Origin of the sequence: Legionella wadsworthii DSM 21896 = ATCC 33877 (assembly GCF_000701265.1) — a bacterium.
Lineage (GTDB): Bacteria > Pseudomonadota > Gammaproteobacteria > Legionellales > Legionellaceae > Legionella > Legionella wadsworthii.
In genome coordinates, this window is the sequence record NZ_KL370759.1 from 864,501 (window position 1) to 889,801 (window position 25,301).

The following is a 25,301-nucleotide window of genomic DNA, read 5'->3' on the forward strand; positions in this document are numbered from 1 at the left end:
TTCAACTCATAATGGTCATAGATCATTCCTCATTTAACTACGTTAAGAATTTATCGTTAGAGCAATGATTGCGTGTGATAATCAGCACAAGGACCTATTTAAATTTATTTTTTTATCTTTGGTCAAATTGAATATAATTGCATCATGGCAAAGGATTTCAATATCTTCGACTAATTTTTGAGTGTCTTTATCGAGATAATGTATGCTCGGCAATACTGTTTTAAATTGTAAAATATTAAACTCATTTTTTTGATTAAAGCAGCTAAGAATAAGTTCAAGAGCTTCGGTTTGAGAAGCGGTATGATTTGCATTTTGAATGTTTTGCTCCACATCCTTCTTGATACAAGAAAATATATATGGCAAACGTAAAGCCAGTTCCTTTTGCCGCGCTGTTAGCAGTTTTGTACGGGATGATTGAAGTTTTTTTCCCGAATTTAACCAAGAAGAGTCATTTAATACACCTTCTTCGACACCAAGGAATTTTAGCATTCCCAGAACATTTTCATGAAGGGGTAACGAATTATTGGAACGAAAAGCATATTGTAATCCATAATGATTGAATGAAAGAGGCTGAATTTCCTTGATGAATTTCTCTGCATCCACGACATATCCATCAAATAAAGCATTTGAAATTTGGATAGGCCCAGTGGTGCATACAACAATAGATTTCAGGTAAAGATCGCGTTCTTTTCTCATTAAAAAGCTTAAAAACTTATCATCATTTCGTTCTAATATCTGCTTGATAGAGAAATATTCTTTGTTAAAAAAAAGATATTTTATTAAATTTAATTGCCTCTGAAGATCTTTTCTCAGTCTCTTAGTTACTTCTTCATGGGTCTCATGGGCTGAATTTTTATTAAAATCGAGATACTTATTTCGATCAGTCATGACCTCATTAATATAAGCTCTAATTTTTAAAGAGGAATCGGAGGTGTCAGGAAGGGTGATGTCTTTAGATTTTGCGATATAAAGCGATTCAGATCGATTCTTCATAAATTTCAGTAGATAACGATTGATAAAGCTGTTTGCATTTAGTTCAGTTTCAGTTCTCTCTATAAAATCAGTATCGTAATGAGCTAATCGGGCAATAAATCCGCTTTGTACCCGGTCTATTTCATTTTTAGCTGCAACAGCATCTACAACCGCTACAAAATCATTATTTGCCAGAATAAATTCTTTTTTTCCCATTTTTAAGCTGCCAATATTCAGAAGGATTGGCTTTTCTGTAGTTATCAATTTGGGAAGCTTCGATGTGTCCACTGGAAAATCAAAATCAGTATAAGTGCCTCTTCTAAAAATTGGGGAGAGCCATCTTAAAATATCACTGGCTACTGCCAAATTGCCTCCATTTTTCAAATGGAGTAGTTCTTCTTTGTAATGCTTATATAATATTTTTTCATTATCGGATTGAAGTAACGAGGCAATCCTGTGCGCGTCAATAGGAATAAATTGATGTTCTTTACAAAATTCATGAAGTGAATTCAGTGAATTGGGCGTGAGTAATTGGGAGTCAAATACCAAATGTATCGTGTCACTTGGATTTTGCTCGCGCATTTCTATAAGACGTATTTGATTTTCCAAATTCATGAATACATTTGGAGTGTGGCTTAACCAGATTTTTACATGCAAATTTGGATTATATTGATACATTTCTTCTTTATTGTTAGTTCAATACATTACCCATATAAAAAAATCAGGTGCCTCTCTATCCTTGGGCACGGCTGAACCCAGCCATTATTTAAAATAGTAGCACATTATAAAAAAAATGGTTTGTCTCTAATTATCATTGCTGAATTGCCTCTAATATGGTATAAATACCGCGCTTTAAATACACACACGTTTCGTCACATACGTTAGGGTCCCCAAGGGGGTTTCGTATGGGAGGCGTGGAGGAATAACCCTGGAGATTAAATAAATGAATATAAGCATGCGTGAATTATTAGAAGCAGGTGCCCACTTTGGTCACAGAACCCGTTTTTGGAATCCGGAAATGGGCGATTTTATATTTGGATCACGAAATAAAATCCACATTATTAACCTAGAAAAAACCATGGTAATGCTCAACGACGTGCTTAATTACGTGGGCAAATTGGCATCTAACAAGGCAAAAATATTATTCGTAGGTACTAAAAGAGCAGCACAAGACAGTATTCGTGAACATGCGAAACGTTGTGGCATGCCGTATGTAGACCATCGTTGGTTAGGTGGTATGTTAACTAACTATAAAACTGTTCGCCAGTCTATCTTTCGATTAAAAGAATTGAAAGAAATGAAGGAAAAGGGATTGTTTCAAGGCATGATTAAAAAAGAAGCATTGATGCTGACCCGTGAACTTGAGAAATTAGAAAGAGGTTTAGGCGGAATCGAGCATATGGGTGGCCTGCCTGATGCTCTTTTTGTTGTTGACGTAGGTTTTGAGCACATTGCTGTTGAAGAAGCGAATCGGTTAAGAATTCCGGTTATTGGTGTTGTAGATACAAATAATAGTCCAAGAAACATCGATTACATTATTCCTGGTAATGACGATTCCATGAGAGCAGTTGATATTTATGTACGTTGTATTGCTGATGCCATCCTGGATGCAAAAGGAAGCAATACAGTCGGAGTAGGTTCATCTGATAATGAATTTGTTGAAGTAGTTGAACAAACTAGTGATACAGAAAAATCAGGTGAATAATTAAAATTTTAATTAGAGGGGGCCAGGTGTCTGAACACCGCAATTTGCCCCCTTTTTGCTATGCGGAGAATGAAAAATGTCAATTAGTGCAAGTTTAGTCATGGAGTTACGTGAGCGTACCGGTGCTGGCATGATGGAGTGTAAAAAATTTCTAATAGCAACCAATGGCGATATTGAAGCTGCAATTACTGAAATGCGTAAAGCAGGACAAGCAAAAGCAGATAAGAAAGCAGATCGTGTTGCTGCTGAAGGTGTTATTGTTATTACACGTTCTACTGATGGCCTTCGTGCAATTATGTTGGAAATCAACAGTGAAACAGACTTTGTTGCACGAGATGAAAACTTTACTAGTTTCGCGAATAATGTAGCTGAAGCTGCGCTAAACAGTTCAGTTACAACAATAGCGGAATTGTCTGAGATAAAGCTTTCATCCGGAAATTCTGTAGAGCAAGCACGTCAAGAACTCGTAGCGAAAATAGGTGAAAACATCAAATTAAGACGTCTAGAACGTATGCAGTGTGATTCAGGCGTGATAGGTCATTATTTACATGGTTCTCGTATCGGGGTTATGGTAGCCCTTAAGAATGGTGATGAAGAGCTTGCAAAAGATATCGCGATGCATATTGCTGCAAGTAAACCCATTGTCGTAAGTAAAGACCAAGTATCTGCTGATGCTATAGAAAATGAGCGGGAAATCTTTACTGCCCAAGCAAAAGAAAGCGGTAAACCACAAGAAATTATAGATAAAATGATTGAAGGACGAATCAATAAATTTATCGATGAAGTGAGTTTGTTAGGACAACCTTTTGTTAAAAATCCCGATGTTAAAGTTGGCCAACTCTTAAAAGAAAAAAATAATGAGGTTCTGTCTTTCATTCGATACGAAGTAGGTGAAGGAATTGAGAAAAAAGAAGATAACTTTGTTGAAGAAGTGATGGCTCAGGTTCGTACATGATGAATGAAAGTCAACCAAAAATAAAATACAAGCGTATTTTGCTCAAGTATAGTGGTGAAGCCCTGATGGGCAAATCACAATTTGGTATTGATCCCTCGGTTTTAGATGCAATGGCCAGGGATATCGCCGATTTAATTAAAATGGGCGTAGAGGTTGGCCTCGTATTAGGTGGCGGAAACCTATTTCGTGGGAAAGCACTTTCTCAAGCAGGAGTAGGCCGCGTTACGGGTGATCATATGGGTATGCTGGCTACAGTAATGAATGCTTTAGCAGTAAGGGATGCGCTGGAACGTATTGACATGCCAGCGCGTATTATGTCGGCAATACCCATGCTTGGTGTCGTTGATCCTTATCATCGTCGTAAAGCAATTACACACTTACGTACCGGACATGTGGTGATTTTTGCGGCAGGAACAGGAAATCCTTTTTTTACTACGGATACCGCAGCTTGTCTTAGAGCTATTGAAATAGGGGCTGACGTCGTTTTAAAAGCAACAAAAGTAGATGGTGTGTACTCAGAAGATCCCTTTAAAAATCCTAATGCCAAACGTTATGACTATTTAACTTATATTGAGGTATTAACTCAAGGTCTGGAAGTAATGGACTCAACTGCAATTTGTCTTTGTCAGGATCAAAATATGCCACTGCAGGTATTTGATATGACGGCACCTAATGCATTGAGAAGAATTGTATCTGGAGAGCGCGTAGGAACTATAGTTGGAGCTAATCATGATTAATGAGATTAAGCAAGATTCAGAAAAACGAATGAAAAAAACTATTGATTCGTTACAAACTGATCTAACAAAAATTCGCACAGGAAGAGCCAATGTTGGTTTGCTGGATCATGTGCAAGTTGATTATTATGGTACAATGACTCCCTTGAGTCAGGTAGCTAACGTTTCAGCAAGCGATGCACGAACTATTTTGGTTACTCCTTGGGAAAAATCTATGGTATCCGCTATAGAAAAGGCAATTTTAAACTCTGACCTGGGTTTAAATCCTTCTACGGCTGGTACTGCTATTCGAGTTCCAATGCCCCCATTAACAGAGGAACGTCGAAAAGAGTTAATCAAAGTTGTTCGTAATGAAGGCGAGCAGGGAAAAGTTTCAATCCGCAATATCCGCCGTGATGCAAATACTCAACTGAAGGAATTGGTTAAAGACAAATCCATATCAGAAGATGACGAGCGTCGAGCAACAGAAGTCATTCAGAAATTAACTGATAAATACATCGCCGAAATAGATACACTATTGGCTGAAAAAGAAAAAGACTTAATGGAAATCTAATGGATATCAATGCCTGAGCTATTCAGCTTAGGCATTAAGTTCACTGCGCAGTTTCTTCGCTATACAGTTAATTCCCCCATTATTTTTATTCATAAATCAAAAGTTATTAGTTGCCTTTCCACAATTTTCAGAATACTTTATGGAATGGATTTCCAATGGTTAGGAAAATGATTTCGAGGATTTATTATGAGATACAGGGTTGTTCTATTTGGAAAAGCAAAAAGTGGCAAAACTCAACTTGCTCAACGCATAACCTCAGGAAAATTTGAGGTTAAAGAAGATTCAGCAATTATTGCTGTACAATTTTTTAAAAAGGAAATAGATTCTCAAAGAACTATAGATTTATGGGTTGTTACAGGGGATAAACTATTTAATGAGCTCTATCCATTTATCTATAAAGGATCAGATATTGGCGTTTTTTGCATTGATCTATCAGAAAATATTAATGAAGACGAGATCATTCAATCGATAGAAAGTTTCCGTCAATTTGCCCCAAATGCTCCAATTATTTGTGTAGGGACAAAATCTGACTCTAGCAAAGCAAATCAAAATGCTCTAGAAAATATAAAGTCAAAAGAACTTTTTGCCAGTTTCATTTATACTTCAGCAAAAGATGGGGATAATGTACAAGATCTTTATCAACTCATTATTAAGCTTTGCGACAATAAATTAATCTCTCAATGGCATATGGCTGTAACCAATCTAAAAGATAGATTAACAGGATTACCCGAGTACCAAAGTAATTTATTGAACAGTGAATTAAAAGTACTTGAGAAGAGTATATTGTCAGATGATTCTCACCTAAAACCTATACATAAATTTCAATCTATTGAGAAATTTACAAACAATTGCAATAGAATTTTAGAAGGAAAAAACTCCAAAGTGTTTGATGCGATACTTTCTGTTGCTGCAGCTGCTACGGTACTTATTCTTACCGCTGTCATTGGATTTGCAATGGGAGTAGCCTTAGGTTGGTGGACAGGTCCAGGAGCATTTATTATGGGAATTTTAAGTGGCTATACCGCTGCAACTGCTGTTGCCGCATCCAGTACAATACTAGGTGCTGTAGCTGGTGGTGTGACGGCATACCGTTTATTTAAGCCTTCTAAAGAAATAAAAGCGCTCAATGAATTTACTGCTGAAGTATCATCGTGGGATAAAGCCATTGTATTATAATTAAAAATAGATTGTTTTGTCTTTTGTACCGCTTACGCAGGATAATGGAGCAGGAGTTAAATTTATCTAAAATAACTTACTAACTTCTGCCAATTTGTTTGTTTCAAATCGCCCACGTAGCCCCAGGAGTTCACTAAAAACACACGTTTAAATGCATGTGTATTGGTTATTTTCTCTAAGAATAACTCTTTACTTCCAGAGTTAGAAGCAAAAATAACCATATTAGCACTCTTTCTTATAGGAACGACTAAAGTATGCTTAAAAGCTACTTTTACAAGGTTAAAAATTGGTGATTGTTCCTTTATATTTGCCAGATTCAAAGCTAAAAAACCTTCTTCGGATATAATTTTTTTACAAGAAGAAAAAAATTGGGCTGTGGCACATTCAGGTGGGAAATGATTTGCATTATAAAGATCAACAATGAGATGAACGAACTTTGTACCAGTTTTTCGAACAAATTCGCTAGCATCTTGATTGATAACTTTTAAATTTTTAAGATGTTCTATCATAAAAAAACGTTTGGCTATATCAATAATTTCTTCACTGTTATCGACTGCTATCAAGGGCATATTCTTTAGCATTAAAGCGACTCCTGCACCACCTAAACCTAACATGCATGTACTGCCTGGATATTTTCGTGCCATTAAGGTCAATGCAGGCAGATAATACAGACCAGGTCTACTTGGTTTATAACGATTGACTACGGTTTGTAATGCAGTACTTCCCAATGTAAGCCAACGATAGCAGAGATTTTGATAAACTTTATATCCAGAATCTGAAGTATAAATACATCTTCCAAATTTTGTTTTCCACATATCAATGTGTCTTATCTAATTGAAACGGATAAATAGAACCAAGCTGAAGAATTTGTGTCAATTCATCCAAAGCGCAACAGCTTTCTTCAATTAATTGGGGATCTGCCAAGTCTGCTGAGGTTAATTCAGTTCGATAGTGTTTATGCACCCACTTTTCTAAAGTGGACAATAAAGTGTCATGGATTAATACGCCTTGATGCATCGCTCTTAATTCCTCTTCGTTTAAAGGAATTCTCAATCTTAAACAAGCAGGACCGCCGCCATTTTGCATACTCTGCTTCAGGTTAAGAAAATGGACTGAATTAATTGGATTAGAATCATCCGAAAGTATTCTTTCTATACATTGATTTACCCGGTTATTATTTTGACACTCAAAAGGGGCCAGTAGCATCATGGAGTTTTGCTTTGCTAAACTGATAATTTGGGAATTAAAAAGATAGGTTTCTACTGATTCTTGTACCGTAAGTTCATCTTGTAAAATTTGGATGAATTGAATAGGAAAATTTGCTTTATCTTTCAATTCCTGAAACACAAGATCTTGCTGGTAAAACGCTTGCTCATGTACTAAGAAGACAAATTCATTGGCGACTGAAATGACATCATTATGAAAAACGCCTTTATCAATAACATGGGGGTTTTGGCAGGCATATATAACGTGTTGTTCAGATAATTGATGCTGGCGAACAATCGCTTCAGAAGCTTCTCTAGTTTGTCGTGCTGGATATTTTGTAGGACCTATATAAGATTTACTTTTATCAAAAATTTTTTTTCCATAGACGAAAAGATGAATTCCAGGTTGACCGTAACTCTGACAGATGCGGTTGTGGTTTGCGGCTCCTTCATCCCCCGTGACCATGGAGCGCGGCAGTATAGGATGATGTTTAAAATAATTTTCATTCGCAAAAATGGCTTCCAAAATCTTTTTTGAAAAATCTGCTTCTTGATGTCTGTGCAAATTTCCGATGAGATTTGCTGCAGTAAAATGAACTTTATGATCTTGGGTATCAGTACTCGGAGAAACTGTGGCAGCATTAGCTGACCACATGCTCGAGGCCGAGTAGCATGCACTAAGGAGTTGAGGTGCTGTTTGATATGCTTTTTTTATTTGCTGTTGCGGTGTACCGCTAAAACCTAATTGATGAAGTAATTCAAGATTAGGGCGTTGATGGGGTGGCAATAAACCTTGCTTGATACCCATGCTATGTAGCAATCGCATTTTGTCTAAACCTTGTAATGCAGCAGCTTGAGGGTTAGACCTTGCTAATGCATTATGAGTCGATGCGATATTACCATGTGCAAGGCCTGCATAATTATGCGTAGGGCCCACTAAACCATCCATATTCAATTCATAAACATTCATTTTTGATCTTCCGTTTAATGTTCAATCATCTTTGAATTAGTGCATGTCAATGCCGGGTAAAATATGTTCTGGCATTTTCAATAAAGGTTGCTCCATACTGGCAATAGGATAAGCACAGTAATCCGCTGCAAAATAAGCACTGGGTCTATGATTGCCGCTTAAACCGACACCACCAAAGGGTAGATTACTGGCTGCGCCTGTGGTAGGTTTATTCCAATTGATTAATCCAGCACGAACCTGATTATAAAAGTGTTGGTAGTGCTGTTCGTTTTGACTCAATAATCCTGCAACCAAACCATAACGTGTTTGATTTGCTTGATGGATAGCATCCTCAAAGAGACTATATCGATATATTTGAACAAAAGGAGCAAATATCTCCTCATCAGGTACATTGTTACAGTGCGTCATATCCATGATCCCAGGAGAAAGTAATCCTGTATTTTCAGCAAGTAGGGTCATAGACAGCAGTGGATTGCCGCCAAGATCAATTAGTTTATTTTGACTTTGAATATGTTTAAGTGCTTGTTCATGACTTATTACAGGCCCCATAAAGGGCTCAGGATTTTGGTCGAACGGTCCAATTTTAATGGAAGTGCAAGCCTTGATAAAAAGTTTCAAAAACTCATCACCTTGATGAGAGTTAGGAATAAAAACACGCCGAGCACACGTACATCGCTGACCGGCAGTAATTAAAGTAGAAAGCAAAGTAGTATAAACAGCAGCATTGAGTTCAGAAACTTCATCAATAATTAAAGGATTATTTCCCCCCATCTCAAGAGCTAAAATCACTTCAGGTTTATTGCTGAAGTGCTGATGGATTCGTAAACCGGTTGCATAGCTTCCTGTAAAGAAAACACCTTGAATATCTTGTGAAAGTAATGCGACGCCACATGCGGCATCACCTTGTAAACAATTTATGACACCTGGGGGAATGCCACTATCATGCCAGCATTGCATGATAAGCTCTGCAACAGCAGGGGTATGCTCACTTGGTTTGTATAGAACTGTATTTCCTGCCAATAGTGAGGGAACTATATGTCCATTACTTAAATGGGCTGGGAAATTAAATGCACCAAGAACAACAACAACACCATGGGGTTTATAACGAAGACATGCATTTGCTTCAGGAGTTGTAGTAATTTTTGTACTGGTCCTCTCTTGGTAAGCCTGTATGGATAAATTTATTTTCCCTATAACTGCATTGACCTCTGTATTTGCTTCCCATAAAGGCTTCCCTGTCTCTAAGGCAATTAATGTCGCTAATTTATCGCGATTGAGTTCAACTTTTTTAGCAAATTCCTCCAAATAACCCGTTCTTCGTTCCAAGTTTAATGAAGACCATAGTTTTAGCGCCTCGTGAGCTGCCTGGTATGCTGCAGAAACTTCTTGAGATGTCGCATTATAACCTTGCCATAGTAAGGTGCCATAAGCGGGGTTTCTGGATTCCAATACAGCCCCATTGCCTTTTACCCATTGACCATTAATATATTGTCCTTTACCATTTTTAATCGATTTATTCATCCTTCTCTCCATTCACTTCTAAAGGAGCAACACGTAGTTGATCACCGCACTTAACTTGCAAGAGGCCGGCAGATTTCTTACTAATGATACAGGTACCATTTTTTTTATTGACTAATGCACTATTAATTGTTGCACGAAAATCTAAAAGGGTATTTGCTAATAAGTAATTGCTGCTACTTACTTCATCACTGATATTTTTAATGGTTACAACATGGCTTGACTCGATGGTCTTGATTTTTTGTTGCGGTACTTCTAGTGTAGGGCCAGCATCAAAAATATCAATGTATTCATTGTAACGAAATCCTTCCCTTAACAGAATTTTCATCGCTGCTTGAGTTTTAGGGTGAGGTTGACCGATTGCTGCCTGGGCTTCAGGTGATAGCAATTTTATGTAAATCGGGTTACGAGGCATTAAGTCGGCTATAAACTGTTTGTCAGTAGCCAGAGTAAGTCTATCCGCCTTGGCAAAAGACATATGAAAAAAATGTTTCCCCACATTTTCCCAAAAAGGCGATATTCCAGTCTCATCAGAAATCCCACGCATTTCAGCAATGATTGTAGAAGCAAAGCGTTTATTATGTTGTGCAATAAATAAAAAACGGGCTTTAGACAACAATAATCCATTTTTATTTTTTCTATAATTGGGTTCTAAAAATAAAGTACAAATTTCGCTTCGTCCCTGATTATCATTGACCAGGCTTAAAACTTCATAATCACTCCGTATATTTAAAGTGCGGCAAACTCGAGTACGCTTAGAAATTTTATAAGAATAAAAAGGGGTTTCAGAGCCTGTGCATGATTCAATTCCTGAAACGCCCACTATTCTTTTAGTCTTGGTATCTTCAAGCACAAATAAATAATATTCATTTATGGGTTTTTCAATTTCTTTCTTGAAAGAGTCAGTGGCCCAATGAATTCGTTTTGCCAGTATTTTTTTATCCTTTGAAAGCGTTGTTAAACCCACGCCGCTTTCTTCAGCTAAATGATGAATCGCATTTAAATCTGTATCGCGAGCACTACGAAATAGCATCATTTTTTAGATCCTCTAAGCCACCTTGAGCAAAGTCAAGTAAAACCAGGGTACTGAGAGAAGCGCGTTCAGATAAACTATCTAGTAAGATGTATTCCTCTGCACTATGAATATGGCCACCTCTGACACCAAGTGTATCTATAACTGGTAAACCATTTTGGGCTAGGTTATTACCATCACAACAACCGCCACTGTCTTTCCAATCAATAGATATACCAAGTTCATGACCCAAATGTTGGATACGGTGAAATAAACGTTCTGTACCACTGCATACACGCTTTACGGGTCTACCAAAATGACCATATATATTTAAAGAATAATCGTTACGTTTCAATTGACAAATTATTTGATTCAATTCAAATCGTACCCAATTCTCATCTTCAGGAAGGCTAATTCTTATATCCAGCTGAGCTACAGCTCTGTCTGGTACGACATTGAGAGCCTCACCGCCCGCAACTTTTCCTACATTGATGGTAACACCAGGACGTTTTCCATTAAGAGAATGCACAGCACACAATGCTTCAGCGAGATAACAAATTGCATTTCTTCCTTTTGTGAAATCTCTACCGACATGGGCTGATTTACCTGTGGCAATAAGAGTCAGCTTACCACTTCCCCTACGATTTTTAGCTAGAGTTCCCTTCTCATCCATAGCAGGTTCATAGATTAAAGCTGCTTTATAATTCGCCGCCATTTCGTCAAAAAGAAAACTGGATGCCGGCGAACCGATTTCTTCATCTGGATTGATTAAGACATCCCATCCTATTTCTGTTGCACGAGCATCCTGTTCAAAAGCTGATAAAGCATGCAACATAACAATCAATCCTCCCTTCATGTCAGCGACACCAGGACCATTGATACAATTTTCATTTAGGTATTTTAATTTTTGAAAAGGATTATCTGCTGCATAAACAGTATCCATATGACCACAAAGAAGAATTCTTCTTTTTAACTGGGGTCGTTTTCTAATAAAAAGCACGTCTCCGAAGGTCTGTAAAGTTTCATGACCCGATATACTCATGCTTAGGAGTGGGGGTAGATTTTTTCTATAAATTTCGTCTGCCAAGGGGGAAAACATGAGTTGCAATAGATTAGCTGTTGCAGATAATCCATCCAAATTTGTAGTTCCAGAATTAATCTCACAAAGTTGATGAAGTTCGTCCACCATGCTTTTCTGGTTTTTTTTTATTTCATTTATCAGATTCTTATAGTTTTTAATCACAATTTTCGAACTAAGATAAAAGTACAGAATAGCTTAAAATAGAATAGTTCACAATGGATTAACACTGAGCGAAGGGTGGGGAAATATAATGACTACTGGCGCACATTGTAATGATTTTCTTTAAGTCTTCTGCTCAAAGAAAATCATTAATGTTGGATTAAGGACTTTTAACGGAAGAGGAACTTTCATTTTTATGAGCTTGTGCGGCACCAGTTGACGGCCACAAAGGAATAGCCATCAGGCTAAATTTGCTGAGCAAGCCTTCAATTTTTGTCTGCTCCTCACCTTTAGACGGAGTGGTATTTGCTTTAGGGTTTATACTGAGGTCGACACGTCTATCTAGGCCTTGCAAACGTATCAGTTGCTTTTCTTGCAGATCTAACAATTTATTAAAACGTTCTGTACTGGCTTTTAATTCAGCTTTTACATCGGAAAGCTCATTTTCTGCTCTGCAAATACGGTCTGCTACCTGATCAAAACTTGCTGATTTATCGGAGAGAAAGTGATCTAATTTTTCATGAAAAGCTTGTCTTTGGATTGGATCGCTTGTTACTGAGCTTGTTAAAGTTTTAACTGCACCTTCCAATGTAGAAGCTATATGTTTTGCTTTCTCTACCTCAGTCCCCATCTGTAATCTAACTTGAGCAAGCTCTGAAGTCTTTTGATTGAGAAGTGATATACTCCGCTCATGTAATGCACGTACCTTTTCAAGTTCTCTTTGATTTGCTTCAAACTGTTCGCTTTGTTTTTCAAGATCAAGCTTGAGCGATTGGGCAACTTTTTCGAGCTCTTCTTCATTTTTTCGAAGTAATTTTGCAGTTTCTACATACACTTCTACTTGAGCAGTTAATGTCTCAACTTCCTCATTAAGACGAGTAATATTTAAGGCCAATTTTTCATTTTCATCTTTAAATTTTTGTATTTCTTTGGCGAGTTTTTTACGAATTGCATCCAATGCACTAATAGTTAATTCCAGTATTTCAGCAACACCAAAAATTCCTTCTTTAAGCTTTTGTGCAATATTTTTAGTATGATAATGATGATCATCGAGAACAATGCTGCTCGTAGTATATGCAAGCGCACTGACCCCACTTATTGTAACTAAAAAACCAATATGGGCTGCTGCTCCTATTATTAATGTGGGTCCTGAGATTGCTACCCCACCTATTATTCTTTGCCAAAGGGGCAACTCCCCCCAAAAAGCAGCAGCACGTGAGATGAGGCTAGGGTTTTGTTGCAAGCTATCAACTATAGCGCCTAAGCTTTTTTTTACTTGAGCTAAGTGCTCCTGCGTTAATGCTATGCTTTCTAAACTATCGAGTTCGCTTGAAGATGCGTCGGGGTCAAGTAATAATTGCTTTGCTGAATCAGTAAAATTCATTTGCGACAAAGCTTTCTCAACAATCTCTCTATTTGCAGCCGGAGGATTTGTTTCGTTCTTTATAAATTCATCAAGTTCTTGTTCTGTAGTAGACATACACCTGCTCCCTGTGTTTAAGAATCTCCCTGTAAATTCTATTTTTAACCACAATATTCTAATAAGCAAGTAAAAATTTGTTTCTATGAAGTTATTTAAATCAATATAAATTAAAGTACTTTCCTCACAGCCATTTAAATTTTGGTTAATTAAAGTACATTTTCATTTCTGGATTTTTTATGGATATGATCTTAATTCTTCCTCTTTTATTACTTTTTTAAAGGTTTACATTTTATCTTGAAACTAATTGGCTAGAACAACCCAGCAGAGTTTATAATCTAGAGAGGAATTACGAAAGATAAGAACAAAATATGTCACAATGTTCTTGATTTGCGTGAGATGTATTTAAATTATGAAACAAAGAGGAGGCGGGATGGAGGTATCATTAGAATGTATTTTGCCAAGTACAAAAGTGCTGTGTCATTCCTTATTAAATAATTGTCATGCAGATTGGAAGGAAATTCTAATCCAAGCGTTAAGTACAATGAATCAGGACTATATAAGCCAGTTTATTAAAGAACAAAATTGGTTGCCAGGAAACGAGCAGTTATTTGCAGCCTTTAGTTTACCATTAGCGAAAACTCAATATATCTTATTAGGGGAATCCCCTTATCCTAGAAAAGATTCTGCAAATGGATATGCTTTCTGGGACAATGCAGTAAATAATTTATGGTGTGACAGTGGTTTAAGCAAAGAGGTCAACAGGGCAACATCCTTACGCAATCTGATTAAAATGCTACTGGTTGCACGAGGTGATTTGACTTCTAATTTATCCCAAGTCAATATTGCCCTCATCAATAAAGAATGTTTGGTCCAAACAGCGCAACAATTATTTCAGGGTATGATGAATAAAGGTATTTTATTGCTCAATACCACATTAATATATAGCGAGGGGAAAGTTTCTTATCATGCACGCCAATGGAAGCCTTTTATGCAAAGTCTTTTTGAGCAATTAAGGGTAATTAAACCCTCTATTAAACTGATTCTATTAGGTAAGTTTGCTGAGACCCTCCCTCAAAATAAACTACCTATAGGACTTATTGCTGAACATCCTTATAATATCAGTTTTATTTCTAATCAAGATGTGCTGAACTTCTTTAAACCTTTGGATTTATTAAAAAATGAATAATAATACATCAACTGTTAATCGAGATGAAATACATAAATTTGCACAACATGCGCATTTATGGTGGGACACAGAAGGACCATTGAAAACACTTCATGATATCAATGAACTACGATTGGATTTTATTAAGAAACATATTAATTTAACAAACTTAAAAGTTTTGGATGTAGGCTGTGGCGGGGGTATATTATGTGAGTCCATGGCAAAATCTGGGGCTCATGTAACTGGAATTGATGCGGAATGTGAGGCTATTTCTGTTGCTCAAAACCATGCGCAAAGCTTAAACTTGAAAATTGATTATGTTTGTAATTCAATTGAAAACTATGAATCTGAAAGATTTGATGTCATTACTTGCATGGAGATGTTGGAGCATGTAGAGAATCCACAATTTGTTTTTGAGCATTGCCGACGATTACTTAAACCAGAAGGTCTTTTATTTATTTCTACAATTAGTCGAACAATTAAGGCTTATTCAACAGCAATTGTGGCAGCAGAATATATATTGAACTTATTACCCAAACAAACGCACGACTACCAGAAGTTTATTAAGCCGAGTGAATTAATGAGCATGGCGAGACAATGCAACTTTAAACTAATTGATTTAAAAGGAATGGATTATAATCCCTTTTTAAGGAAAGCTTCGCTAGGATCCGATGTACGGGTTAATTATTTAATGGCGTTGAAATAGTACGTGTGATATTTTGTACTTCAATTTTGATTTCAAGTGTCACAACCTGGGTTTACTTTACCTCACCCAGGCTGCTTTTTTCTTTTTTAGTGTTATAGCGTTCCACATAGCGTTGATGTGCATACCTAGCTTGTTCTTGGGTGACTATGTCCACTTCATTTCCGTATATATCAATTCGTGCTACATTTTCTTTTTGGCAATTTAGATAGGCTGGTGAGGCACTGTAATAGCTTAAGGCTTCACGTAATGATTTTTTACTAAAAGGAGGAGAGTCAAGTCGCTCATAAAAATCTATAATGTCATCAAATATTCCAATTTTCAGAGGTTTGATCTGAGTTCCTTTTTTAAAAAAAGCATTTGGGAAATGCTCTATAAGCCAATCGATAACTTGTAGTTTGTCTTTTTTTACTGTATTTACCGGTTGCTTTTCCATCATTATACTCTAAAGCGTAATCTGTATGCTGAATAAACTACCACATCTTGGGACATAATCAAGCATTTGTAGCCAAAGACTGAGATATCTTTTTTTTTTCTAGATTATTCGGAAACACTTGAAGGATTTTCATAAATTTTATTTGCTCGATTTCATGTAAGAAATATCTCAATTCCACTGAAGATATTGGGTGTATTAAGAATGGCAATATCGGTGATATCTACTTAACTTATTGCAAACAAAAGAAATTTAATTTGATTTTCTTTTTTTACTAATCCCAAATACCAGTATAGTCCACCAAAAGCAGCCTTGCGCTCATAATTTTCTATTGCTACATTTTAAACATGACTTGTATGGATATAAGTCACACAAAAGGATTTGTAATCATATGGAATATGGTTTGTCATGGATGATTATAAGAACTGGAAGTTCTTATACGGATGACTGCGAAGCCAGGGTTTACCCTGGCTTTTTTTATGCATTTTTATGCAACTAAGTAACCTGATTTAGACAAAAATCTTTTATCAGGGAAATAAGCAAAAATTACCGATCCATTTTTAATCGTATTAATTACAGGCTTCGCTAAGGTTTGAGCAATAGCAGGGCAACCCCATGAGAGTCCGGCTCGGCCTGCCCGTTTTATGAAATCAGGCTCTACATACCATGCCCCATGAACTACTACGCGTCGACTTAAGGCATTATCATTAAAGCCCTTATCCAAACCTTGTAAATTGAGAGAATAGCCTTTATGTCCAATGTATGTATCTTTGGTAATGTAGGTTCCCAAGCTTGATTGTTTGCTTGATGGGGTGTTTGAGAAATGGTTTGCTTTATTTACTCCAGAGTTTTTGCCGTGTGCCACATAGGTATTGTAAAGAAGACGCTCTCTACGAAGATCAAATACCCACATTCGTTGCTTGTTCGAGGGCAAAGAATAATCAATTACTGTAAGTACGGGCTTTTTAACAGCTCCTTTTTTACTTGCATTATTATATGCGGTGAGAGCAAGTTTTAATACATTTCTATTTAATTGGGGCGCCTTACTACTTAAATGTTGTAATTTAGTGCCCAAATCTGGCTCTGCTCGCGCCGCAAAAGAAGGAGCGCTTGATGTAATGTTGCTAGTTAAAATTACGGTTGAAATTAGAGTTAATAGAGTATTCATACCTCTCCTTTCTACTTGAAAATCGCTATTATCGTTCTTCAAAAAAATGGTGATTATATTAACAATTCAGGTAATTGTAAAATTAGTAGGGCTTTATTTATCCATCAGGAAGAATTATTAAACAATGCTTCAGCTTGAATGATTTATAAAAATAAACACTAAAATCAAAGACCTAAAAGGATATAATTAAAAATTCAAGGGCTTTTATATTATTTTCTCCAAGAATTAAATATATTCAATTAGGTTAATTAAATGGCAGCCAAAGTCTCCAAATTCAGGTATAATAATTAGTATTACAGCGACAATTGCCTTATTCTTTAGTCAAAAAGATGGAGAGTTCTTTCCATTTTATATCTCTCTAAATTATACTTGGCGTTCGTTTTTAACTCTTTTTACCCAGCATTTGACCTTGGTACTCCTTTGTGTTTCAAGAAAGAGGGGAAAAAGATTAGTTATAGATTTGATTTCGGAGAGTACTATGCTGGAAAAGCAGATCCTACAAATACCTGAAGGAATACGAGCTGCCATTAATCATGCCTATCGTGTTGATGAATTGACGATGATCACTGAGCTTTGTAAACAAGCTTCGTTGGGTCAACAGCAATTAACAGATATTAGAAATAATGCGACTAAATTAGTGGAGGCGGTACGTTCTGAACGAAAAAAAAGCACTGGTATTGACTCTTTTTTAACTGAATATGCTTTATCCAGTGATGAAGGTATTGCACTTATGTGCTTGGCTGAGGCACTTTTGCGTGTCCCAGATAGTGCGACAATAGATAATTTAATTAAAGACAAATTATCCGCTGGTGATTGGAAAGCGCACAGAGGACAAAGCGAGTCTTTCTTTGTTAATGCAACCACTTGGGCGCTCATGCTTACTGGTAAGATTCTTACCCCGGAAAAAGCACAAACAACTTTAACTAAATCCTTAATGAAACTGGTTAATCGTAGTAGTGAAGCGGTAGTTAGAAAAGCTGTTGATAAAGCCATGCGGATTATGAGCAAACAATTTGTTATGGGGCGAACAATAAAGGAAGCTTTAAGCCGAGCCAAGAAGAAAGAAGCCCAAGGGTATCGATATTCTTATGATATGTTGGGTGAGGCGGCATTAACTTCTATTGATGCTTCCCGTTATTTTGAAGCGTATAAAGAGGCAATTGAAACAATCGGTAAACAAACTGAAAGAGGTTCGGACGTATACAAACGTGCAGGGATATCGATAAAACTCTCTGCATTACATCCTCGTTACAATGAAACACAGCACGAGCGGGTTATGGAAGAGTTGCCACCGAAATTGTTAGCTCTTGCTCGTTTAGCCAAGAGTTATGACATTGCTTTAACCATTGATGCTGAAGAGTCGGAGCGTTTGGAATTATCGCTTGATGTCATCGAACGTGTTTTTAATGATGAAAGCTTAAATGGATGGAACGGATTTGGATTAGCAGTTCAATCCTATCAAAAAAGAGCTTTTTATGTATTGGATTGGGTTGCAGCTTTGGCGAGAAAAAAGCAACGTCGAATTATGGTTCGTTTGATTAAAGGAGCCTATTGGGATAGTGAAATTAAAAAATCTCAAATGCAAGGTCTCAAAGAATATCCGGTATTTACTCGAAAAGTTTTTACAGATGTCTCTTTCCAGGCTTGTGCGAAAAAAATTCTAACAATGACCGATGCTATTTATCCTCAATTTGCGACCCATAATGCCTATTCTGTTGCTATGATTCTAAATATTACCGGAGACTATCGGGATTTTGAATTTCAATGCTTGCATGGGATGGGTCAAGAGCTATATCAACAGATAGTACCGGTTGACCGTCTGGGCATTCCTTGTCGTATTTATGCTCCAGTAGGTAGCCATGAAGATTTACTCCCTTATCTAGTACGTCGTTTGCTAGAAAACGGGGCAAACTCCTCATTTGTCAATCGAATTGTGGATGATAATGCGCCAATAAGCACTTTGGTTGAAGATCCGATTGAAAAGGCCAAACATTTATTACACAAGATGAATCATAATATTCCCTTGCCAAAAGATATCTTTCAACCAAGTAGGCTCAACTCCAGAGGCTATGATTTTAGCGATCGCGCAGAACTCGCCAGCTTACAGGAAAAGATGACGAAAATTAAAATGCAACAATGGACTTCAGGCCCTGTAATTGCTGGAAATTCCATCACTCATAGAGGGGAAAAGCATAGAGTTGAATCACCCCAACAAATAGAAAATATTGTAGGGACGGTTCAAAATGCTTCCTTGGATGATGTAGAACAAGCATTAATCCAAGCTGAAAAAACTTTCAAAAGCTGGTCAAAAATTTCAGTCAAGGAAAGAGCGGAATGTATTAATCGCTTTGCCGATTTATTACAGGAAAATGATGCCGAATTCATGACTCTTGCTTGCTTGGAAGCAGGTAAAACAATGAGCGACGGTATTGCGGAAGTGCGCGAGGCAGTGGATTTTTGTCGATATTATGCCATGCAAGCACAACAAATATTATCGACACCATTACGGCTTAGCGGTTATACGGGAGAAATAAATGAATTGAGTTTGCATCCGCGGGGTACAGTATTGTGTATTAGCCCCTGGAATTTCCCGCTAGCTATTTTTACTGGCCAAATTGTTGCAGCATTGGTCACAGGCAATTGTGTTATTGCAAAACCTGCGGAACAAACCGCGCTTATTGCAGCTTATGCTGTAAAATTAATGCATCAGGCAGGCATACCTGCAGGCGCTGTACAATTACTTCCCGGTCCGGGGGAAACCATTGGCGCGGCATTGGTCGAAGACAAACGTGTCAAGGCAGTTGTATTTACTGGTTCTACAGATACGGCGAATCACATTAATCGTACTCTGGCAACCCGGGGTGGGGAAATTATTCCGTTGATTGCGGAAACTGGCGGTCAAAATGCGATGATTGTTGACTCGTCAGCATTATTAGAGCAGGTTGTTGTGGATGCAGTAAACTCAGCTTTCGGTAGTGCTGGCCAAAGATGTTCCGCATTGCGGGTTTTATTTATACAAGAAGAAGTATATCCAAGAACTATTGAGCTTCTAAAAGGAGCAATGGCTGAACTGGTTGTTGGTGATCCACGCTGGCTTGTTACGGATGTAGGACCTGTAATCGACGAGGCCGCATTAGCTACCCTAAAAAATCATGTGGAAAGCATGAAGAAGCGCTTCGAAATCATTTATCAATGCCCATTGAACGAAACTCTGCAAGATGGATATTTTATGCCTCCAACTGCAATTGCTATAAATCACATCACTGCTTTAGAAAAAGAGGTCTTTGGCCCGATACTTCATGTCATTCAATTTAAGCGCAAAGATCTGGATAAAGTCATTGAACAAATTAATGGAACTGGTTATGGCCTCACTCTGGGGATTCACAGTCGAATTAATGAAACAGTGGAATATATCCGAAGTAAAATTCATGCCGGAAATTGTTACGTAAACCGTAACATGATAGGGGCCGTAGTTGGTTTACAACCTTTTGGTGGAGAAGGATTATCAGGTACAGGACCAAAAGCTGGAGGACCAAACTATTTAGCCCGACTTTGCCATGAACGTACTTATACGGTTGATACAACAGCTGCAGGTGGAAATGCAAGTTTAATGTCTTTACCGGATTGATAGTTAACTTAAGCTACTTTCTAGGCACATAGCCTATCGTTGATAGGCTATGGTTTGTGATTACCATGCTTGTTTGCTGATTCAATTTCACATTATGTAGAGAAAAAGAAATAGAAGTATTTGATGTAAAAAACTTTATAGGGTTGCACAAAATACAAAATTTTTCAATCAGATGAATAGGGTATGGCTCTTTTACTAAAACGATGTCCAAGATATTTATCCACGACTTAGCACTAATATTTATCTGGGTTTGATTTTAATTTTCAAAGTCCTATGAATCTGGCTTTTATACCGGAACTTTTTGAATCGACACGTATTAAAGAAGGTTGAATAAATTAGTTTCTATAATTCATCAGAAAAAATGCATTTGCTATTCAAAACTGGAACGTTCAAACAGCAGTAGCTTTTAATGCGCTGCCCCATTTTTCGCATGAGAACTCTTATGCGGAAAAGGGGGCATTCCCCTGCATTTGACATCAAACTTTAATGCTTTTTAGACAGCAACCAGGGTACTAATACAAAAATAAATAGCCCGCCAACTAAAAATGATTCAAAAATAAAAACGTTTCCTACAGGAATTTGTGTGGGAGGTACAAAACCAATAATAATTGCAGCAAGACAACATAATGTTCCTATAATGCATAAGAGCCACATCACAATATTACCACCAGGAACAGTATACCCCCGAGGATGGTGGGGTTTGCTGTATCGTAATTTTATGGCAGCAGCAAACATAAATACATATACCAATAACGCCATTTGGGCGCATAAATCACTTAGTAACCAATATGCTGCATTGATGGAATCAAATAAAATAAAGGCAGAGCTTAAAACAGTAAAAATTACAGCTTGAGCAAAAAGAATGGTTGTTGGAGCACCGTGTTTATTTGTTCTTGCAAATTTTGCCGGTAAAGAACCATCACGAGCTGAGACCATTAATCCTTTAGTAGGACCAATAATCCACGCTGACACGCCACTTAAGCCACCTAAGATTATCAGTACTGCAATAATTGAAGTCATCCAGGACATATGATAAGCATTAAAAAAAACAGCATAGGCATCGATAAGCCCGGAAACTACGCTTAAGCTATCGTTCGGAACCACAACTACAATGGCTAATGAGCCTAGAGAAAGAGTAGAAATGACTAAAAGAGTTGAGTACAAGAGTGCCTTAGGGTAATCCCGTTTAGGGTTTTTAACTTCTTCGGCATGGACGGCAGACATTTCCATACCCAGTAAACCAAATAGTACTGCAGCAAAAAGTGACAAGTTACCTAAAGAACTAAAGTCTGGTAACCAATTTAAGGAATAACCCACCATCATGGGTTTCCCTTTAATCACCCACAGGATAGCTAAAATGATAATGAAGAGCATAGGGAATATCGTACCTACTGTGGCACCGATGGTACTAACTATACTCGAGATTTTCATGCCAAAACAATTCAACAGGGTGAATACCCAGAATAGAATAAGAACGGTGCTTAATAAATAATATTTATTATTCCCCAGTTCAGGTGCTATTAAATATGAGAGGGTCGCTGCAATGAATGCAAGTATTGTAGGATACCAAACTACATTGTATATCCATTGCAACCAAATGGTAATAAATGCAGCACGCTTACCAAAGGCTTCACGAACCCACACATAAATTCCTCCTGTTTCAGGGTAGGCAGTAGCAAGTTCAGCGGCCACTAATGATACAGGTATAAAAAAAGCAAAAGCAGCTAATACATAATAAGAAACCAATGTAAGGCCAAGTTTGGCACTTATTGGAAGAGTTCTTAAGCTATCCACAGCAATGACATTAATCATCACTAAAGAAAAAACACTTAGAACCTTTTTGGGTTGATTCATGATTAATCCTTAACTAATCCGGAATAAGCAAACCGCCAATAACTTTGAATACGGAGCAGCATTATTATCATTTCAGGAATTTAATATCAAAGAAGGTTTGGGTGTTAAAACCAAACAAACAATAATCTAATTGGATGTTGGTTCGGTTGGGTTTAAGACCCAACCGAGAACAACGCTTGTTCATCCTAAGCACACAGATTTCTGAGAACGTATTGGAGAATTCCACCATTCTTATAGTACTCTAATTCGTCAGCGGTATCGATACGGCATAATGCTTGAATCTCTTGTACTTGACCATCAGTATACTCTATTTTGATTGGGATCATCGCCCCAGGCTTTAAAGATTCAGATATGTCGATACTCACACGTTCATCCCCTTTAAGTTTAAGAGTATTCCGGTTCATGCCCTCAATAAATTGTAATGGCAAAACACCCATGCCGATTAAGTTCGATCGATGGATGCGCTCGAAACTTTCAGTGAGCACTGCTTTAACCCCGAGGAGGTTTGTTCCTTTTGCCGCCCAATCTCTTGATGATCCGGTGCCATACTCTTTACCGGCTATCACGACAAGATCATGATGGTTTTTCTGATAAAGCATTGCTGCATCATAAATTGGCATTATTTCATCAGTAGGGATGTAGCGGGTAATTCCACCTTCTTGTCCAGGAGTCATTTCATTACGGATACGAATATTTGCAAAAGTACCCCGCATCATGACCTGATGGTTACCGCGTCGTGAACCGTAAGAATTAAATTCTTTTTCATCGACACCTTTCGATTTTAAATACAGGCCCGCTGGAGAATTTGCTTTAATTGATCCCGCAGGAGAAATATGGTCAGTCGTAATTGAATCCCCAAACAAAGCAAGTATATAAGCTTGCTTTATAGATTTGATTGAATCTGGTTTTGCTTTTAAATTTTCAAAAAACGGCGGATGCTGAATATAAGTTGAATTTGAATCCCACTCATAGGTTTTGCCAGTACTTGTTTTAATTGCTTGCCAGTGCTCGTCACCAAGAAATACTTCTGAATATTCTTTACGGAACATTCCCCCGGATACTTTCGATACTTCTGCAGCAATTTCAGCATTAGTAGGCCAAATATCTTTTAAATATACGTCATTGCCTTCTTTATCTTTACCTAAGGACTCTTTGCTTATGTCAGTGGTAGTAGTGCCACATAGAGCATAAGCAACAACTAAAGGCGGAGAAGCCAACCAGTTTGCTCTGACCTGAGGATGTACACGACCTTCAAAGTTGCGGTTTCCAGATAAAACAGCGGAGACAACAAGATCGTTATCACTGACTGAGTGCGCTATAGCATCTGGTAGGGGGCCTGAGTTACCAATGCAGGTGGTGCACCCATAACCCACCAAATTAAAACCTAATTGATCTAAATAAGATTGTAAACCAGCTTGTTTCAAATAATCGGTTACTACCTTGGAGCCAGGAGCTAAAGAAGATTTAACCCAGGGCTTGCGTTGTAACCCTTTCTCAATAGCCTTTTTGGCTACCAATCCTGCTGCCATAAGAACACTGGGGTTTGAAGTATTGGTACAACTGGTAATAGCTGCAATAACAACATGGCCATGTTTCATTTCAAAATCATGGTTTTTTACGGGGAAAGAATTATTTTTTTCATGCTCTTTACCTGCATCTTTCAGGAAGGAAGCAAATTCAAAGGGTAGGGTACTTAATGTCACTTTGTCCTGAGGTCGTTTTGGGCCTGCCAGGGAGGGAACAATGGTCTCTAAATCAAGTTCAAGAGTATCAGTAAATACTGGATCTTCATTGTTTCCATCATACCACATTCCCTGGGCTTTAGCATAAGCCTCTACGAGCTCAATGGTATGTTTATCACGTCCGGTTAATTCCAAATATCGTATGGTTTCTTTATCTATTGGAAAAAATCCACAAGTCGCACCATATTCTGGCGCCATATTTGAAATTGTTGCACGATCAGCAAGTGGTAGATCATTCAAACCTGGTCCATAAAATTCGACAAACTTACCTACTACTCCTTTTTTTCTTAGCATTTGAGTGACTGTAAGGACCAAATCAGTGGCCGTAATGCCCTCCTTCATTTTTCCAATCAATTTAAATCCCACAACTTCTGGTATTAGCATGGAGACAGGTTGTCCCAACATGGCTGCTTCTGCCTCAATGCCCCCAACACCCCAACCCAGTACTCCCAAACCATTAATCATGGTGGTGTGTGAGTCTGTTCCAACGAGTGTGTCGGGGTAAGCATATAATTCACCATCAACGGCACTGCTCCATACAGTTTTACCTAAATATTCTAAGTTGACCTGGTGACAAATGCCTGTTCCTGGGGGAACAACCTGAAAATTATCAAATGCCTTTTGTCCCCATCGAAGAAACTCATAACGCTCATTATTACGTTCCATTTCAATTTCAGTGTTTACAGTTAAAGCGTCTTTAGTTCCAAATTTATCTACCATGACAGAATGATCGATAACCAAGTCTACAGGAGATAGAGGCGAAATTTTATCAGGATTGCCGCCCATTTTTACAATTGCATCTCGCATCGCTGCCAAATCGACCACAGCGGGAACACCAGTAAAATCCTGCATGAGTACACGAGCAGGTCTGTAAGCTATTTCATGCTGTGATGTTTTAGTGTGCAACCAGTCTGCAATCGCTTGAATGTCTTTGGTAGTTACCGTATTGTCGTCTTCAAAACGTAATAAATTTTCAAAAAGAACTTTGAGTGAGTATGGAAGACGGCTAATGCCCTTGAAATTTTTCTGCTCAGCCTCTTTAAGGCTGTAATAATGATAAGTTTTGTCGCCTACGTGTAGTTGAGATTTTGTTGATAAGCTGTCACGACCCACTTTCATAAGGAGCTCCTGAAAATCAAAAATGG

At 37.7% G+C, this 25,301-nt stretch carries 19 protein-coding genes; 8 read left to right on the forward strand and 11 right to left on the reverse strand.

Annotated features, from left to right (window positions below; translation table 11 throughout):
• Positions 1 to 81: 81 nt before the first annotated feature.
• The gene (locus BU07_RS0110020) at positions 82 to 1,650 is read right to left on the reverse strand and encodes a glycosyltransferase family 88 protein (RefSeq protein WP_031565681.1); all 1,569 of its coding nucleotides are present in this window, start codon (positions 1,648 to 1,650) and stop codon (positions 82 to 84) included.
• A 265-nt stretch (positions 1,651 to 1,915) separates the two neighbouring features.
• Here BU07_RS0110020 and rpsB point away from each other — a divergent pair, with 265 nt between their 5' ends.
• The 5 genes from rpsB (at position 1,916) to BU07_RS0110050 (ending at position 6,095) form a co-directional block, all read left to right on the forward strand.
• Positions 1,916 to 2,677 carry a 30S ribosomal protein S2 gene (gene rpsB, locus BU07_RS0110025; RefSeq protein WP_031565683.1) on the forward strand — a complete coding sequence of 254 codons (762 nt, stop codon included), beginning with the start codon at positions 1,916 to 1,918 and terminating at the stop codon, positions 2,675 to 2,677.
• Positions 2,678 to 2,753: 76 nt separating this feature from the next.
• Positions 2,754 to 3,632 carry a translation elongation factor Ts gene (tsf, locus tag BU07_RS0110030; protein ID WP_031565686.1) on the forward strand — a complete coding sequence of 293 codons (879 nt, stop codon included), beginning with the start codon at positions 2,754 to 2,756 and terminating at the stop codon, positions 3,630 to 3,632.
• On the forward strand, positions 3,629 to 4,369 hold the full coding sequence (pyrH, locus tag BU07_RS0110035) for a UMP kinase (protein WP_031565687.1): 741 nt from the start codon (positions 3,629 to 3,631) through the stop codon (positions 4,367 to 4,369). Before tsf ends, pyrH begins: the two co-directional genes overlap by 4 nt.
• Positions 4,362 to 4,919, forward strand: a complete 558-nt coding sequence (gene frr / locus BU07_RS0110040; protein ID WP_031565689.1) for a ribosome recycling factor — start codon at positions 4,362 to 4,364, stop codon at positions 4,917 to 4,919. The genes pyrH and frr overlap by 8 nt, the downstream gene beginning before the upstream one ends.
• Positions 4,920 to 5,105: 186 nt before the next feature.
• Positions 5,106 to 6,095 (forward strand): Rab family GTPase, encoded by a 990-nt coding sequence (locus tag BU07_RS0110050; RefSeq protein ID WP_031565690.1) that lies wholly within the window; start codon positions 5,106 to 5,108, stop codon positions 6,093 to 6,095.
• A 62-nt stretch (positions 6,096 to 6,157) separates the two neighbouring features.
• On the opposite strand, the gene BU07_RS0110055 is transcribed toward BU07_RS0110050, so the two are convergent.
• From BU07_RS0110055 to BU07_RS0110080, 6 genes are all read right to left on the reverse strand, one after another.
• Positions 6,158 to 6,910 (reverse strand): spermidine synthase, encoded by a 753-nt coding sequence (locus tag BU07_RS0110055; RefSeq protein ID WP_031565692.1) that lies wholly within the window; start codon positions 6,908 to 6,910, stop codon positions 6,158 to 6,160.
• A 1-nt stretch (position 6,911) separates the two neighbouring features.
• Positions 6,912 to 8,270, reverse strand: a complete 1,359-nt coding sequence (astB, locus tag BU07_RS0110060) for an N-succinylarginine dihydrolase (protein WP_031565695.1) — start codon at positions 8,268 to 8,270, stop codon at positions 6,912 to 6,914.
• Between the two features lie 36 nt (positions 8,271 to 8,306).
• The gene (gene astD, locus BU07_RS0110065; protein WP_031565697.1) at positions 8,307 to 9,791 is read right to left on the reverse strand and encodes a succinylglutamate-semialdehyde dehydrogenase; all 1,485 of its coding nucleotides are present in this window, start codon (positions 9,789 to 9,791) and stop codon (positions 8,307 to 8,309) included.
• A complete protein-coding gene (gene astA, locus BU07_RS0110070; protein WP_031565698.1) occupies positions 9,784 to 10,824 on the reverse strand; it encodes an arginine N-succinyltransferase in 1,041 nt (346 codons plus the stop codon). The genes astD and astA overlap by 8 nt, the downstream gene beginning before the upstream one ends.
• Positions 10,808 to 12,043 (reverse strand): hydrolase, encoded by a 1,236-nt coding sequence (locus BU07_RS0110075; protein ID WP_031565701.1) that lies wholly within the window; start codon positions 12,041 to 12,043, stop codon positions 10,808 to 10,810. Before BU07_RS0110075 ends, astA begins: the two co-directional genes overlap by 17 nt.
• A 157-nt stretch (positions 12,044 to 12,200) precedes the next feature.
• Positions 12,201 to 13,520, reverse strand: a complete 1,320-nt coding sequence (locus BU07_RS0110080; protein WP_031565703.1) for a LegC2/C7 family Dot/Icm T4SS effector — start codon at positions 13,518 to 13,520, stop codon at positions 12,201 to 12,203.
• A gap of 373 nt (positions 13,521 to 13,893) precedes the next feature.
• Between BU07_RS0110080 and BU07_RS0110085 the strand changes: the two genes are divergently transcribed.
• Both BU07_RS0110085 and ubiG read left to right on the forward strand, forming a co-directional pair.
• The gene (locus BU07_RS0110085) at positions 13,894 to 14,649 is read left to right on the forward strand and encodes a uracil-DNA glycosylase family protein (RefSeq protein WP_035899045.1); all 756 of its coding nucleotides are present in this window, start codon (positions 13,894 to 13,896) and stop codon (positions 14,647 to 14,649) included.
• Positions 14,642 to 15,334: a bifunctional 2-polyprenyl-6-hydroxyphenol methylase/3-demethylubiquinol 3-O-methyltransferase UbiG gene (ubiG, locus tag BU07_RS0110090; protein WP_031565706.1), complete on the forward strand. Its 693-nt coding sequence runs from the start codon at positions 14,642 to 14,644 to the stop codon at positions 15,332 to 15,334. The genes BU07_RS0110085 and ubiG overlap by 8 nt, the downstream gene beginning before the upstream one ends.
• A 52-nt stretch (positions 15,335 to 15,386) precedes the next feature.
• Here the strand turns inward: ubiG and BU07_RS0110095 are convergent, their stop codons facing one another.
• Together BU07_RS0110095 and BU07_RS0110100 are read right to left on the reverse strand one after the other, a co-directional pair.
• Positions 15,387 to 15,767: a ProQ/FINO family protein gene (locus BU07_RS0110095; RefSeq protein WP_031565708.1), complete on the reverse strand. Its 381-nt coding sequence runs from the start codon at positions 15,765 to 15,767 to the stop codon at positions 15,387 to 15,389.
• A gap of 484 nt (positions 15,768 to 16,251) precedes the next feature.
• A complete protein-coding gene (locus BU07_RS0110100; protein ID WP_031565710.1) occupies positions 16,252 to 16,932 on the reverse strand; it encodes a murein L,D-transpeptidase catalytic domain family protein in 681 nt (226 codons plus the stop codon).
• 478 nt (positions 16,933 to 17,410) lie between these two features.
• On the opposite strand from BU07_RS0110100, the gene putA reads away from it, so the two are divergent.
• The gene (gene putA, locus BU07_RS0110105) at positions 17,411 to 20,560 is read left to right on the forward strand and encodes a bifunctional proline dehydrogenase/L-glutamate gamma-semialdehyde dehydrogenase PutA (protein ID WP_031565712.1); all 3,150 of its coding nucleotides are present in this window, start codon (positions 17,411 to 17,413) and stop codon (positions 20,558 to 20,560) included.
• A gap of 483 nt (positions 20,561 to 21,043) precedes the next feature.
• Here the strand turns inward: putA and BU07_RS0110110 are convergent, their stop codons facing one another.
• Positions 21,044 to 22,414, reverse strand: a complete 1,371-nt coding sequence (locus tag BU07_RS0110110; RefSeq protein WP_031565713.1) for an APC family permease — start codon at positions 22,412 to 22,414, stop codon at positions 21,044 to 21,046.
• A 185-nt stretch (positions 22,415 to 22,599) separates the two neighbouring features.
• On the reverse strand, positions 22,600 to 25,275 hold the full coding sequence (acnA, locus tag BU07_RS0110115; RefSeq protein WP_031565715.1) for an aconitate hydratase AcnA: 2,676 nt from the start codon (positions 25,273 to 25,275) through the stop codon (positions 22,600 to 22,602).
• Positions 25,276 to 25,301: the final 26 nt, after the last annotated feature.